The organism is Thalassolituus sp. (genome assembly GCF_984348125.1).
Genome location: NZ_CFHJLR010000002.1, coordinates 225,940 through 241,526 on the forward strand (window position 1 = coordinate 225,940; position 15,587 = coordinate 241,526).

Annotated in this window: 12 protein-coding genes; 6 read left to right on the forward strand and 6 right to left on the reverse strand. The window is 52.5% G+C overall.

The window, feature by feature from the left end:
• Positions 1-165 precede the first annotated feature (165 nt).
• Both AC5E51_RS02525 and pbpC read left to right on the forward strand, forming a co-directional pair.
• The gene (locus tag AC5E51_RS02525) at positions 166-5,154 is read left to right on the forward strand and encodes an alpha-2-macroglobulin family protein (protein WP_491778055.1); all 4,989 of its coding nucleotides are present in this window, start codon (positions 166-168) and stop codon (positions 5,152-5,154) included.
• Between the two features lie 25 nt (positions 5,155-5,179).
• Entirely contained in the window at positions 5,180-7,558 is a 2,379-nt protein-coding gene (pbpC, locus tag AC5E51_RS02530; protein WP_491778056.1) for a penicillin-binding protein 1C, read from the forward strand.
• Here the strand turns inward: pbpC and AC5E51_RS02535 are convergent.
• Complete coding sequence (locus AC5E51_RS02535; protein ID WP_301389032.1) at positions 7,545-8,504, reverse strand: flagellar protein MotY; 960 nt, start codon at positions 8,502-8,504, stop codon at positions 7,545-7,547. The two genes, pbpC and AC5E51_RS02535, sit on opposite strands and share 14 nt — an antisense overlap.
• Positions 8,505-8,657: 153 nt before the next feature.
• Between AC5E51_RS02535 and pyrC the strand changes: the two genes are divergently transcribed.
• The 3 genes from pyrC to AC5E51_RS02550 are packed head-to-tail and all read left to right on the forward strand — an operon-like array spanning position 8,658 to position 10,725.
• Positions 8,658-9,695, forward strand: coding sequence for a dihydroorotase (gene pyrC / locus AC5E51_RS02540; protein ID WP_068441350.1), 1,038 nt, complete (start codon positions 8,658-8,660; stop codon positions 9,693-9,695).
• 23 nt (positions 9,696-9,718) lie between these two features.
• Positions 9,719-10,369 carry a ribonuclease T gene (rnt, locus tag AC5E51_RS02545; RefSeq protein ID WP_068441353.1) on the forward strand — a complete coding sequence of 217 codons (651 nt, stop codon included), beginning with the start codon at positions 9,719-9,721 and terminating at the stop codon, positions 10,367-10,369.
• Positions 10,369-10,725 carry a YacL family protein gene (locus AC5E51_RS02550; RefSeq protein ID WP_068441355.1) on the forward strand — a complete coding sequence of 119 codons (357 nt, stop codon included), beginning with the start codon at positions 10,369-10,371 and terminating at the stop codon, positions 10,723-10,725. The genes rnt and AC5E51_RS02550 overlap by 1 nt, the downstream gene beginning before the upstream one ends.
• Positions 10,726-10,764: 39 nt before the next feature.
• Here AC5E51_RS02550 and AC5E51_RS02555 read toward each other — a convergent pair whose 3' ends face one another.
• Entirely contained in the window at positions 10,765-11,580 is an 816-nt protein-coding gene (locus AC5E51_RS02555; RefSeq protein ID WP_491778057.1) for a lipase family protein, read from the reverse strand.
• Between the two features lie 207 nt (positions 11,581-11,787).
• A complete protein-coding gene (locus AC5E51_RS02560) occupies positions 11,788-12,267 on the reverse strand; it encodes a GreA/GreB family elongation factor (protein ID WP_488046080.1) in 480 nt (159 codons plus the stop codon).
• Positions 12,268-12,328: 61 nt separating this feature from the next.
• On the opposite strand from AC5E51_RS02560, the gene AC5E51_RS02565 reads away from it, so the two are divergent.
• On the forward strand, positions 12,329-13,243 hold the full coding sequence (locus AC5E51_RS02565) for a D-hexose-6-phosphate mutarotase (RefSeq protein ID WP_301377586.1): 915 nt from the start codon (positions 12,329-12,331) through the stop codon (positions 13,241-13,243).
• Here the strand turns inward: AC5E51_RS02565 and AC5E51_RS02570 are convergent.
• From AC5E51_RS02570 to AC5E51_RS02580, 3 genes are all read right to left on the reverse strand, one after another.
• Positions 13,227-13,655: a bacteriohemerythrin gene (locus AC5E51_RS02570; protein ID WP_491778058.1), complete on the reverse strand. Its 429-nt coding sequence runs from the start codon at positions 13,653-13,655 to the stop codon at positions 13,227-13,229. The two genes, AC5E51_RS02565 and AC5E51_RS02570, sit on opposite strands and share 17 nt — an antisense overlap.
• Positions 13,656-13,802: 147 nt before the next feature.
• A complete protein-coding gene (locus AC5E51_RS02575) occupies positions 13,803-14,738 on the reverse strand; it encodes a LysR family transcriptional regulator (RefSeq protein ID WP_301388199.1) in 936 nt (311 codons plus the stop codon).
• Positions 14,739-14,807: 69 nt separating this feature from the next.
• Positions 14,808-15,566 carry a substrate-binding periplasmic protein gene (locus AC5E51_RS02580; RefSeq protein WP_301388198.1) on the reverse strand — a complete coding sequence of 253 codons (759 nt, stop codon included), beginning with the start codon at positions 15,564-15,566 and terminating at the stop codon, positions 14,808-14,810.
• Between the last annotated feature and the right edge of the window lie 21 nt (positions 15,567-15,587).

Here is a 15,587-nt window from a genome sequence, read left to right on the forward strand (position 1 = left end):
ATTCAAGGGGGCATATTGTACTGATTGTGAGCAATAACGCCAGCAGGCCGCCGAAGTAACGCCTCCAGAAATCTCACGATTGAAAAGAATTATGAGTACAATCGGAGAATCGCGATGTCATAGCAGTCTCCTTCCGGCTGCTCGATCAATAACAAGGGATCAGGGATGCTTAAGATATTTACCAGGCCGTTCGCCAAACACCGTTGCTCGCACCGCAAGGCTTCACTTGCGCGCTCAACCGCCTTTCTGCTTTCTCTTGCTGTATTCAGTACCTTCCAGGCCGGCTGCCAACCAGAGGAAGGCGCAAGCTCTGGTTCAGAAAGTACTAAAACCGAAAGCGCGCCGTCACAAACATCTGTTGTTAAAGAAACACAGAGCGCCAGCACGCCTCCCCCGATCAACGATGCGATGTACGCTGATATCCCACTGACAATCGCCTCAGTAAACGAAACCAGTTACGACGGTGGAATGACGGTAGGCATTCGCTTTTCAGCGCCGCTGAGCAGCAATCAGCCTTTTCAGAATTACGTACACATCAGCGGAGAAACGCCCGCCTGGATTCTCTCTGATGACGGCCTGACCCTTTACCTCGCGGATCCAGAGCCCGAGCGCACCTACAAGGTGATGGTTAGCAAAGGCCTAAAAGCACGTAACGGCACTGTCCTGAAGGAGGGAGATAGCGCCAGCGTGACCTTACCCCCAGCGCCACCGTCAGCCACGTTTGCCAGCGACGGCCACTACCTGACCACCGACCTGAGCGTTGGTCTTCCTGTCAACGTTATGAACGCCAGCGAAGTTAACGTCAGTTTCTTCCGGGTTCGCAATGACAATGAAGCCCTGCGACAGATGCTGCTCTGGAAATCATCTGACGCCCTTGAGCACATCTATCGACTTGAGGATATGAACGAGTTCTCTGACTTTGTTTACGATGGCCGTATCGCTCTGACGAGTGACAGAAACCGTCTGCGCAAAGTGAATCTGCCGCTGGCATCGATTGATGCCCTAAAACAACAAGCAGTCTACCTCGCGGTCATGACGATACCGGGTCAATTCAAGTCCAAGCTGTCGACCACCTGGTTTACCGTCAGCGATATCGGCCTGCATATTCGCGAATACAGAAAGAACATAGGAATCTTCACCAGAGACCTCAACTCAGGAGCCAGCAAAACCAACGTTGAACTCACTGTGATGAGTGGCTATCGCAGCCAGGAGCCGAAAGTGACCAGGCTTTCGAGCGGTAGTAAAGGATACGTTGAGCATCCGCGCAAAGATTTTTACAACACCGTCCTGATCGCACGTGACGATGACGCGGTTACCCTCATGCACCTCAACAGTGCCTCACTGGATATGTCGGATTTCGACTCGGGCACCCGCCCTTACCGTAGCACCGAACTATTCATGTACGGCCCGCGAGATCTCTATCGCGGCGGTGATACCGTATACATCAACGGGCTTTATCGTGATGCCGATGGCAAAGCCCAACCAGACAGTCTTCTGACCTATTACCTACGCCGACCTGATGGAACCCGCAGCGATAAAGTGACCTGGCGCAGCACGGTTCCCGGTGTCTATGAATTTTCTACGACACTGGCCGACGACGCCCCGACGGGCCAGTGGAGCTTTAACGTCACAGAACCGAATGGCAGCACCCACCGGTATAACTTTCAGGTCGAAGATTTTATGCCAGAACGCATGAAACTGGAGTGGAATCCCGATCAGAAATCCGCGGTATTCAGTACACAAGATCCGATAAAAATTGATGTGCTCGGCAGCTACCTGTATGGCGCTCCGGCAGCCGGCAACAACTTTGAAGCCGATTTCAGTTTACGTCCGACGGCGCATCCATTTCAGCAATGGCCCGAATTCCATTTTGGAGATCCGAAGCAGGACGACTGGATTCAGTCTCTGCCAGCGCGGGAAACCAGATTAAGCGATAAGGGCGAGCTGACACTGCACCCTGCAATCACCTGGAAAGAGGCCCGTGTGCCACTGGCCCTCAAAATCACAGGCAGCCTTTTTGAAAGCGGAGGCCGCCCGGTTGTCCGCTCTCATACCGTAAGCATCGTGCCAGAGGGGCAACTTGTCGGCATTCGCCCGCTTTTTAAAGACAGAGCGAACACCAACGCCCCCGCCAGCTTTGAACTGATCAGCACCAACAGTAAAGGTGAACTGGTTGACAGCACATCACTGGAGATGACGCTGACAAATATCACTTTGGAAACCCGCTGGAAGCGAGACGACAACCGCGGCTGGCATTACGAAGAGCAGCGTCGTAATGTGCGCGAACTGAGTCTGCCAGTAACCACCAATAGTGAAGGTCCGGTGACGGTTCAGGTACCTGTACAGTGGGGCGAATACCTTCTCGAAATTCGCGACACCAATACAAATCTGAGTACACGCGTTTACTTTAACGCTGGCCATCGCTGGTACTGGCGGTCACAGGAGCAGGCAGCACGCCCGGACCAGGTCAGCCTCGCTTTCGATAAAGAAAGTTACAATGCCGGTGACAACGCACGTCTGAAAATCACACCACCCGCAGCCGGCCGCTCGCTGGTGCTGATTGAAGCTGACCAGTTACTCTTCCGTACGGAAGCCGATATTCCTGCAGAAGGCGGCTGGGTGGATATTCCAGTCAGCAAAGACTGGCAGCGCCATGACATCTATGTGTCAGTCATCCACTTACAGCCCTCTGACGCTCAACAAAGAATCACCCCTACACGCTCGGTTGGATTGATTCACCTGCCGCTCAACAGAGAATCTGAACGACTGAACATTGAAATTCAGACACCAGAGAAATGGCTGCCCGCGAAAACAGAGCAGGTCACACTCGACATATCATCGGAGAAACCAGTGAGCCGCGCCTGGGTGACTCTGGCAGCCGTCGATAGCGGCATTCTGTCAATCAGCCGCTTTAAAACACCCGAGCCTTTCGAGTTTTTCTTCGGCCCACGCCGCTTCTCGGTTGATGCAAAGGACATGTACGGAAAGCTCATCGACCTGAACAATAACCGCACTGGAGAAATCCGCTACGGTGGTGATGCAGACCTGGCTCGCGGTGGTGGTCTCGCACGTTCAGAGGTTCAGATCATCTCCCTGTTCAGTGGCATGGTAAACGTAGAAAACGGACAGGCCGTTATCCCTGTCTCCATGCCCGACTTCAATGGTCAGATTCGCCTGATGGCATTGGCCTTTGATGAGAGCAGAGTCGGCAGCTCGGATAAAGAAGTGACGGTGGCCGCGCCAGTTGTAACACAGTTATCTCTGCCCAGATTTATCGGCGCTGGGGATACATCCAGCGTTGCACTGGATATCACGAATATGACAGGTGCAGGCAGCGATTTCGAGGTCACTCTGTCAGCCTCGGGGCCGGTGCAGGCCGACGCACTGACGCAAACACTTTCGTTGCAGGAACAACAGCGCTCTACACTGCTCTTCCCCTTCACCGCAACAGGTGCCGGGCGCATTGTCTTCCGTACAGAGGTCTGGCATCAGGGCAAAATAGTGATTGATCGTGAGTGGGGACTTCAGAGTCGATATCCGTATCCGGCCCAGACCTTCCGCGAATACGATGTACTCGAAACGGGCGCATTACTGACAATGAACTCTGACGTATCCTCGGGCTGGCTGAGTGATTCGATTGTTGCCGCGGTGTCTGCAAGCAGCTCCGAAAACCTGAATGCTGAAGAGCGCATGGCTCGTCTGCTGCGTTACCCATACGGTTGCGTCGAACAAACCACCAGCTCAACCTATCCATGGCTCTATGCAAGCGACGAACAGATCATGCGCCTGAAAGACTCGATAGACGGTGAATTAACCCGAGCCAATGCCATAGCCAGTGGCCTTGCCCGCATCGCTACACGGCAGAAACCAAATGGAGGATTTGGTCTGTGGCGTCGTGAAGATGCAGACGAACAGCACTGGCTGGCGGCTTACGTTGCTCAGTTTATGACGGATGTGCAGGCTGCGGGCTATCAGGTTGATAACGATGTTTTGGGCAAAGTATTGATTCGACTTCGGGAATATTCGCGTAACAAGGCACAGCTGCGCGAACTCTGGGCCGAAGACGTCGACCTTTACCGCTTTACCTATCAGGCCTTCGCACACTTTATTCTCGCGCAGCACAACATAGCGTCACTGGCGGATATCCGGACGACCGCGGCCTACGTGCCTGAGAATGCAGGTGGTCTGGCACTGTTGCATCTGGCAATCGCTGCAAAACTACAGGGAGACAATCGCCTTGCAACTGAGCTTTACCACCAATCTCAAAGACAACAGCCGATACGTCCATACATCGGTGATTACGGCTCAGAACTGCGCGACAAAGCTCAACAGGCCCGACTGATCTGGAAATACGACCTGGATAAGGCCCGCCCTGTTAAATTAACGTCCGAAGTAGCAGAAGCGATACGCAGCCGCCGCTACCTGAGCACGCAAGAGCAGATTGCCATCGTGCAGCTGGCAGATGAACAACAGAAGCACACTGGCGAGAAGTGGGAACTGATGCTGCTGAGCGCCGGGAAAGAGCAGACACTGACCGGCACTGAGCCTACACGGCTAGTATTACGGGGAAAAGATGCTACCGACCTCAGCCTCACCAATATCGGCGATAAAAATCTCTATGCGGCGCTGACCTATCAAGGATACGGGGCCACGCCTCCGGAAAAACAATCGTCCGGCGATGTCAGCGTAACCCGCAATTACTGGAACATGGAGGGAGAGAAAATCGGTACGGATAATACTTTAACCATGAATACCGGAGACATGGTTATTGTTGAGCTGCTGGTTTACTCGAAAAAGTATCGCCCTGACCTGCTGATGGTCGACCTTCTTCCCGCGGGTCTGGAGATCGAAAACCAGAACCTGCCCGACAGTACAAAACTGTCCGACATTATTATCGATGGTGAGAAGATTGGTCAGCACCTACAGAGTGCAGGCGTGGTTCACGAAGAGTTCCGTGATGACCGCTATGTCGCGGCACTTCGCACCGGTGGTAGCCGCTACTATGGTACGCGTCCTGCGCGCATGTATTACATCGCACGGGCAGTGACACCGGGCACTTACAAAGTCCCGAATCCGCTCCTTGAAGACATGTACGACCCGGAGGTTCGCGCCGTTGGCAGCACCATTGAGGAGCTGGTCGTTCAGCCGCGCTAGGATGTTAAGAAGAGCGAAAAACGCCTTGTATTTATCTGCAAGAAAGAGGGTCTCCCTCTTTCTTGCTGTTTTTATTGGCGTTCCGTTACTTCTTGATCTGCTGTTCCCAATACCCGACCCGGCAACGTCAGGCGAGGGCTTTACTCAGGTCGTGACCGACAGAAATAATCAGATCTTACGAGCCTTTCCCGATAAAAATGGAGTGTGGCGCTACCCGACCTCCCCGGATAAGGTATCACCCGATTATCTGAATACCTTACTCAGTTACGAAGATCGCTGGTTTTATTATCACCCGGGTATTAACCCGATCTCTCTGGTAAGAGCAGCCATCCAGAATGCTCAGTGTGACTGCATCGTCTCCGGTGGTTCAACGATTACAATGCAGGTCGCACGAAGACTGTCTCCACACGATCGCAGCATCGGTGGAAAATTTAAGCAAATGCTCAGAGCTTTACAGCTGGAGTGGCATTACAGCAAAGAAGAAATTCTCACACTTTATCTGAATTACGCCCCCATGGGCGGTGTGATTGAAGGGGTCGCGGCGGCAAGCCAGATGTACCTTGGTAAATCCGCCGACCAGCTGAGTCTGGCTGAGAGCGCCTTGCTGGCGGTGCTGCCCCAGGCGCCTTCCCGTCTGAGGCCCGATCGTCACCCGCAGCGAGCCAGAGCAGCCCGCGATAAAGTTCTCCAGCGTCTTTTTTTGCAAGGACAGATCACGCAGGAGCAACTTCATTATGCTCAACTTGAAAATATCATTGCTCTGCCTTTATCAACACCTCAGCTCGCGCCTCTGTTAAGTCGCCAACTGGTGGACAATTACCCCAATGACGCAGTCATCAAGACAACGCTGGACGGTGAACTGCAACACGAATTACAGGCACTGCTGGCGGAAGAAATTCAGCGTTTTCCTGAGCATCAATCCGCGGCAATTCTGTTGGTCGATAATCATGAACGCAGCGTGAAAGCCTACCTCGGCTCCGCCGACTTTACCGACAACAGCCGCTTCGCCCACGTCGATATGATTCAGGCAACACGATCTCCCGGTTCAACGCTCAAACCCTTTATTTATGGATTGGCCATGGAACAGGGTTTGATCCACAGTGCCAGCCTGTTGCGGGACGTTCCGCGACATCTACGCAGCTATCAACCAGAGAATTTCGCTCATTCGTTCAGCGGGCCCGTCGACGCCACCACGGCGCTACGGCAGTCACTCAACTTACCTGCAGTACAGGTTCTTGAAGCGTTGGGCCCGGCATCTTTCTCAGCATCACTGGAAAATGCCGGAACGCCCTATGTTGTTCCCGGTGATGGAAAACCCAGTCTTGCACTGGCTTTGGGAGGTGGTGGTTTCAGCGCCTGGAAATTAGCGACCCTGTATTCAGGTCTGGCAAACGGCGGAGAGGTACAGCCCCTGAAGCTGATTAACCCTCAGGCCCCCGAGCCCGAAGCGACGCATCAGGATAAACGCTGGCTACTGAGCCCTGAAGCTTCCTGGGTAACTCTTAACATGCTGCGCCAGCCTCGCCCGGGACGCATTCGTAGTTCTGCAGTGATGAGTAGCCACCCCCAGATGGCCTGGAAAACTGGAACCAGCTACGGCTACCGTGATGCATGGGCGGTGGGCGTCACGCCCCAATACACTATGGTCGTCTGGTTTGGCCGCCCGGACGGCACGCCCAGCCCCGGTCAATACGGCGCCGTCACAGCTCTTCCACTATTATTCCGCCTGCAGCAACGCCTGGCCCCTTCCCCTGACTGGCCTCCACAACCCGCGGATGTGACAACCAAAACCATATGCTGGCCAACGGGAAAATTGGCCAGCGAAACGCCGGCGGGCCACTGTCATCGGGCGCATACCGCGACTCTGATCCGTGATCAGATACCTCCGACATTACGCGATATGGATGCTGATGGCACCGCTCCGGGTATTCTCACAATCAGGCTGGACAGTCATGGGCAGATGCTAGGTATGGACTGCACTGACCTCAATGGCGAAACCGGATATGAAACCAGAACACTCGCTGTCTGGCCCGGTAACCTGGAACCCTGGATAGCGCCGCACCTCAGACGCTCAGAACAACTTCCAGTAGGTCGCTCCAGTTGCCAACCACCCTCATTAGCTACTGCGCCGCTTCGTATTATTGGTATAGAAGACGGGCAGACACTGATGCCCGCCAGCTTTAAAAAGACTCAGGAACTGCTACTGAATACCCTGGGAGGGATGGGGAACAAAGCTCTGTATCTCAATGGCGTGTACCACTCCGATGCCGACGATTCCGGCTTATTCAGAATCAAGCTCACCGAGCCCGGAGAGCAGGAAGTCATTGTTATCGACTCTCAGGGGACGTTGGCCCGGGTTCTATTCAGATTTGAACTGAAGCCGGTTCAAGCTAACGCCCACTGACCGAGCGATTGATCGAAGGCAGTACCGAGGCGTCCTCCGGCAACTTGAACACAAGGTCATCCGGCAACGGCATATCTTTATCCATTTCGAGACGAATGGTGACGCGGCGGTTCTCTGCCCTACCCTTAGCAGTCGCATTGTTAGCGACGGGATAGCGGCTGCCATGAAAACGCGTGGTAATAATTTCAGGCGCGATACCTTTCACCAAAAAATAGCGCTCTACAGCTTCGACACGTCGCTTGGAAATTTGACGGTTATCATAGCGACGCCCGATGTTATCGGTATGACCATCCAGATACACAGCACTGATCCGTGGATCATTCTTGATGTAGTAAATAATGCGGTCGAGGTTGTCCAGATCGTCCTGAGCCAGAGCCTCCTGTCCGCTTTTGAACAGAACCTTCGATCGCTCCACCTGATCGAAATTCACATCCAATAGCTGCGACGAACACAGAATATAGTCCTGAAAGGCCTTCTCAAACTCGACCGCTGATACCTGCACCTGAATAAAGCGACCACTGTCGTAGTAGGTTTCATGACTGACGGTGGGCATCCGTCCCTCACGCAAGGCATGCATAAACTGATTCGATCGGCCAAAATCCAATGTCAGAACCGGCGATGCTTTCTGCATCGGTACCAGACCCAGGGGCTCTGAGCGCGTCGAAGGCTGCCAGGGTGGCGGTGCAATGCTCACTCGTGCAGGCGTTGTCGACATCAGGTTACGGCGGGTTTCCAGCATAAAGGTTACATCTTCACCCGCTCGTTGCCGGAAAACAGCCGTACCGTAGCCGGGTATCGGTTGTTCAAAGCGACACTCAAAAACATTGCCGCTTAGCATCCAGAGCGTATCCTCCGGCCCGCCCGAAAACTTCATCGTCTGCCCCAAAGCGAACACCGGAAGCATCAGGGCTCCGCATGCCAGCAACATCTTCGTCAGGCGTCTCACCGTTGTTGAACCTGCTTGTCAGTCATACTCATAGTTAAGTTATCGGCCCGATTCTCCAAAAGTTGAATGTCAGCTCTAAGAATGCCGGTCGGAATCCGGTACAATAACGGCCATTCTTATCTTCCCACCTAAGTTTAGAACAAGGTCGAGACCATGACTGATCGTCTTACAATTACCCGCCCTGATGACTGGCACCTGCATCTTCGCGATGGCCCTGTCCTGCAGTACACCGTTCCGGCTACCGCACGGGTCATGAAACGGGCGATCATCATGCCAAACCTGCAGCCGCCAGTGATGAATGCCGAACAGGCACACGACTACCGTCAGCGCATCATGTCGAAGGTGCCACAGGGGCTGAATTTTGATCCTCTGATGGTGTTGTACCTTACCGACAACACCACGCCAGAGATGATTAAAGAAGCCGCAGAAGCTGGCCATATTGTTGCAGTTAAGTTGTACCCAGCGGGTGCGACAACAAACTCAGCTTCCGGCGTCACCGATCTGGGCAAGCTCGACGAGCTGGCTGATGCCCTGACCGAGCATGACATTAAGTTGCTGGTGCATGGTGAGGTAACACACAGTGACGTCGATATCTTTGATCGCGAAAAACGCTTCCTTGATGAAATCCTGTCGCCCCTCGTCAGCCGCAACCCTGATCTGAATATGGTCGTTGAGCACATTACGACTAAGGATGCCGCTGAATTTGTAAAATGCCAGGGCGACAATGTTGCAGCCACCATTACCGTTCAGCATCTGGCGTATAACCGTAATCACATGCTGGTAGGTGGCATTAAACCACACTATTACTGCCTACCTATTCTGAAGCGCAACATTCACCAGCAGGCGCTGCAGGATGCCGTCGTCAGCGGCAGCAGCAAGTTCTTCCTTGGCACCGACAGCGCGCCTCACGCTAAGGGCGCAAAAGAAAGTGCCTGTGGCTGCGCAGGCTGCTACACCGCCTATGCCGCGATCGAACTCTACGCAGAAATCTTCGACGACCTCGGTGCTCTGGATAAGCTCGAAGGCTTCGCCAGCCACTACGGTCCTGATTTCTATGGATTGCCGCGTAACTCTGATGAAATTACATTAATTAAAAAGGACTGGCAGGCTCCTCACGAGCTGCCTTTCGGTGACGACGTCATCGTTCCACTTCGTGCAGGCGAAACCCTGCGCTGGAAACTCGACTACTGATCACCGGATAATTAAGGACCGACATGACAATCGAAGAGAAACAGGAAAAGTCGTTGATGGCGCAACGCTTCCGCGGTTTTTTACCCGTGGTGGTCGACGTAGAAACTGGTGGTTTTAATGCCGACAGCGACGCCCTTCTCGAAATCGCTATGGTCACCCTGAAAATGGATGACGATGGCTATCTTCACCCGAACGAAACGCTGAGTGCAAACATTCACCCATTCGACGGTGCTAACCTCGAACAGGAAGCGCTCGATTTCACCGGTATTGATCCATTCGATCCAGAGCGGGATGCTGAGTTTGAAATTGATGCACTCACACCCATGCTGCAGACCGTGCGTCGTGAAATAAAGCATTATGGCTGTAACCGAGCGGTACTGGTGGGTCACAACGCGCACTTTGATCACGGCTTTCTGCGTGCAGCGATAGATCGTAACGACATCAAACGCGATCCGTTTCATCCCTTCTCGTCGTTTGATACGGCCTCCATTGCGGCAATCGCACTGGGGCAGACAGTACTGGCGAAATCCTGCAAAGTCGCTGGTATTGAGTTCGACAACAATGAAGCCCACAGCGCGGCGTACGATACCTTCAAAACCGCCGAACTGTTCTGCTACATCGTCAACCGCTACAAAGACCTGGGCGGCTGGCCGTTGGCAGAAGACAACGCCTGATGGATCACGAGTTCTGTTACGACGAATCAGGTGAACTGGTTGTTCGTCTGGACATGGGGCAAGAAGTCACTGCCCTGTGGCTGAACACCGACATCATTCCCAAGCGGGACATGACGTTTGCCCTGCTCGATCTGATTAATGATCTGGAAAGTGGCACCTTTAACGAAAAGCTTCTGGCAACGCCAAAATTTGAGGTTATGTTCAGCGAGGGAGAAGTCAATGTCACCCGCCTTACCGCGGACAGTGACGACGACCTGGATGAAGATGCAGGGCTCAGCACAATGGAGCTGACGTCAGGATGTGGCCTTGAAGACTTAAAAGCCGTTGTCGAAAGCTGGATTCAGTTCCGTTATTGACGCCCGAGAAGCGTCCGTACTTGAGGCGCAACTCCATGCTTAATCGCGAATATCCCAGGCTTCAATGGCCTTGAGATATTCGCCCATATCGTGATCTTTGATCCCGTCGATACCGGCTTCACGCAGGTCACTGAGAGCGCCATCGACATAATCAAGAAAACGAAACCAGAAACCTGATTCGCGATAAATTTCTTTTTCTTCAGATATATAAAGATAACTGCCGATATGGCTGTAACCCATCACCCGGGCAGGCACCCGTGTCACGATGTCGTTGTTGTTATGGAACCTGAAAAAACGCGACTTGCACTCCATATTAAAAATCTGCGCTGTCTCTCGCGTCATCGCCCGCGGCTGTCCAAAGGTATATACACTGGTGAAGGGTTTATCCATCTGAACAAAATGCGCGGCCGCAATGGTTGCCATTGCACCACCCAAGCTATGCCCAGTCAGAAACACGGGTCGCTTTTTCTCACCTTGTAATTCGAGACAACGCGCAAACATAGGCGCCCAGACATCTTCGCAACACAACCAGAAACCACGATGAAATTCGCCAAAGAGCTGCGGTGTAGAAAACGCATTAAGATTATCAAGCCAGTCAGCCAACTCGTTAGTGCCGCGAAACGCCATACACAGATAATCGTCGTGTTCAACGAGAGCCGCTTGCGCCGAGTTTTTATCAACTCCCATAACAGAGCGAAAGCCATCATCATCTTGCTTGAGCCCAGCCAGAATCGTGGCTTCATTAGGCAGTTGATCACAGTCAGAAGTGCACTCGTACACGGCCTCAGCAATACGCGCCATCCAGTAAGCATTATGTTTATCGAGTTTAGTGTTATACGGTGAGATCGTTCGCATGAGACTGTCCTTAGCTGCTCTTTTATGAATCGAAGAGCAGATATATGACAGCGGCGAATAACAGGTCTATGACACTTTGCTCTGGCGCAGGCACTCAATCGGTAAGACACGACAATTGACCTGCATTGACCACTAATAATGCGACATACTATTTGGGGTGGCGTGCCAAGACCGACACCAGAGAAGAGAAAAGAGAGAAATGGAAAATTAATGAATAGCGAGCAGTTCCCAGAGGCTGCTGCGCCCCCCCAGAGTCAGCTCCACTTCATCGCCAATCTGTAAGCCACACAGGCGTCGGGTTACAGGAGCTTCCTGATTGACCACCAGTATTTTCTCACCTTCAAATTCCAGCTCACGACCACCGACAGGGGCAATAAATATGCTTCTTTCCTCGTCATTTTCAGAAAGAAGCACCACACAGGCGCCCATCCGCACCGAGTCATACTCACTGAAATCCGGAGCGACCCAGCGGCTCAGGTTTATTCTGGCCTGTTGCAGTTGGAGAATTCTCTCAGACTGCCCATGGGCGAGATAAGCCGCCTCCAGCGCCAGAGTATCGTACTGGTTCTCGGGCTTATTTTCGCCATGCGAGGCCGTTGCATGTGCCTCACCTGCGGCCGCTAATGCGGCATTGATCTCTTCGTCGAGTGATCTCAGTAACGCGTCTTTAAGTAATTGTTTATTCAACTATTTATCCCACCAGCACTGTGTCATCATCGACGTAAATTCCCAGATTCGGAACTGCCTTATGACTCTGCAGAAGTATAACGCACTGCGCGAGCAACTGAGCGATACTCAATACCTGTCGGTAGAAATGCGCGATGCTCTGCCAGTGATCCTGGTTCGCCATACCGACTTCAGTGCAGATCTGGCGATACAAGGCGCACAGCTGCTGCGCTTTGCCGTCCAGAGCGAAGAGTGGCTCTGGCTAAGCGAGGCTGCAGAATATAAAACCGGCACCTCTCTGCGTGGTGGAATCCCCATCTGCTGGCCCTGGTTCGGTGATGCTGCTAAGAATCCGTCATCTGTGGCAGCACATATCACCGGTGACAATGCACCAGCACACGGCTTCGCCCGCTCTCAGGACTGGAGCTTGACCTCTGTCGCTGAATCTGACTCAGACATTGTACTCAGCCTGTCTCTTGAGAATCCCGCACACCCAGCCTGGAACGGCGAGGCCTCACTTAAACTTGAGATAACCATGTCGGCTTCCGCGCTGACACTGGCTCTCACAACAACTGCCAGGCAGAAAAAGGTCACAGTCTCTCAGGCCTTGCATACCTATTTCCCTACGACCGATATTAACCAGACCAGCATCGCCGGACTTGAAGATGAGTCATATATCGATGCCCTCGATGGCTGGGTAACCAAAACGCAGAACGGACCTGTTGCATTCGTCGAAGAAACCGACCGGATTTACGCGGTGAGCCGCGATCTCACCCTGAAATCTCCCGGCTCAACCATGATTTTAAGCGGAAATAACCGCACTGCGATTGTCTGGAACCCGTGGATTGATAAAGGAGCACGCCTGAGTCAGTTTGAGAATGACGCCTGGAAAAACATGTTCTGCGTTGAGTCCGCGGATGTTATGGACGCCGCAGTATCGCTTGAGCCTGGCGAAAGCCATACTTTGCGCATGACCCTGGTTAACCGATCAATTTAGCCCGACGGTTTGATTTGGCATAGGCGGCAGTGAGGTATTGCGCCGTCACCTGATCCAGTGTGTGAATGTGCTGAGTAAACCATTCAGGTAATATGTCCTGCAGGTACCTGAGCAATGGCTCAATGTCCTGAGCCGCGACATATCCCTTGAGAAGCTCAGTCATCTCCAGCAACACACGATCGTGCTGTTTCTTGTGTAATTCGAAACCTGGAAAGTGCGTCTTCTGCATCTCACGCTCTTCGTGTGCGAAATGCTCCTGGCAATGCTGTACAAGCCGTTTCAAGTGCTGAACCGAGAAGGTCCCCATCGTCAGCGCCTGCTCTGCATCATTCATGAGACCCACAAAGGTCTCATGTTCACGATTCATAAACTGAACCGGCAACTGCGGGTAATCCCAGAACATCATGGACATGGGCCCCTCCCGAATTAATACTCTTATCAGCAGGTTCTATTGTGTCCTAAGTGGAGGGCATTGGCTTGATGTGAATCAAGCAGCGTGACAAATCCGGACAATTCGCCACAAGCAGACTACAAGCAATCAACAGATAGGAGGAGCAAATTAACAGTACTGCGCTACATCAACGATTGTACGCCGTAACCAGCGATGTGCCTGATGATGCTGTAGTAAGGGGGACCATGCCATCTTGAGCTCGAACGGAGGGATCTTGAATGGAGGCTCTTTCACCTGCAGAGAGGCTGATTCGGCCTGCATATCGGCTACCTTTCGAGGCAAAGTAGCAACCAGATCATTATTGAGCGCAAGTAGCGCTGGCATCTGATAGTGACGGGTAAATACAGATATTTTTCGCTTTTGCCCCAGCTTTGATAATGCATTGTCCACCCAGCCCAGACGCACGACCTTTTCCGGATCGATACCGACCCCTGCGCCCATACCGGTTTTGCTTACCCAGATATGCTTACTGGACAGGTAAGCGTCCAGATCAAATCGGTCGACATTGGGATGGTCTGGATTCACCAGACAAACGAAGTCATCCTGCCAGAGAGCCATCTGGTGAAAGGATTGAGGCATCTCATCAAAGCGGTTAATCGCCATATCGACCTTCCCTGCTTCAACGTCTTTAAAAGTAACGTCAGACGGGGTCAGTACATCAAGAATAACATCCGGCGCATCTGTCCTGAGACGCTTTACCAGTTCAGGAACGAGTGTCGACTCGGCATAGTCACTCACCATAATCCGGAACACCCGGTGACTGATTCTGGCGTCAAATTCTTCCTGTGGCTGCAGGGCCATCTGTAACTCACCCAAAGCTTTGCGGATCACCGGCTGTAGCTCCTGAGCACGCTCTGTTGCTGTCATGCCATCAGACGTTCGCACCAGCAGCGGATCACCAAACAGATCTCTGAGTCGGCGCAAACCATTACTCATGGCAGGCTGAGTAATACCCAGCTGTTGAGCAGCTTTGGTGACACTGCCTTCGCGCAGCAGTACGTCGAGATATACGAGGAGGTTAAGGTCGATACGATCAAGATTCATGGCAGAACAGCGCAGGAGGAAACATGTGCGCAGACTACACTATTCACCTGATAAATGGAAAAACGATATTCATTTGCTCAGGTAATAATCAGAGAATATCTCGTCCTGCATGGCTCGTATGTCAATTTTGGCGAGCCCTTGATTAAGGATTTCAGCAAGGTCAGCACTGCCTTCGTTGAAACAGACGTAGAGAGACTTTATCTCCAGCAGCGTTTGATGAAACAACAACTGATCCTGTACTGCATTGAGTTCAGGATTCGTTGCCAGTAAATAAGCGAATACGTGTTGATCAATAACCGAGAGATCGACCCGGCCGTAAACCAGTTTCATCAGATTGGTAACATCTGTCATAGCTTCACTGACATTCAGGGTCTGTTCAATAACCAGTTCATCAAACTCTATGGTATTGGCATATCCCTGAACGGTACCTATGGTGTATGGCGTCAGATCTTCGAGCTTTTTCCAGTCGACTACCATATCAACCCTCTGTGCAAGGCCAAGAGGCCCGTATCCAACCGGATCCGAAAACACGATGCCCTCATTAACGTCTTCACGATAATACTCCGGAAAGAAACCATCCAGGCCGTGACTGCCATCGCTGCCCATTTTGACGGCTCTCTCCCATGGGTAAAAAATTACCTGAAGCTCATATCCCATGGCTGCAAAGGCACGACGCACTACTTCTGTAGTCGCCCCTTGATTCTTGAGTGTCTCACTGGTGTATGGCGCCCATTCCAGAGAAGCGAGTCGTACGACCTTTTCTTCTGCGACCGCAGAGAACGACATTCCTAGCATAAAAGCCAGAGAAACTACGATTCGACTCAACATAAGCCCTGTCCTGAACGAATA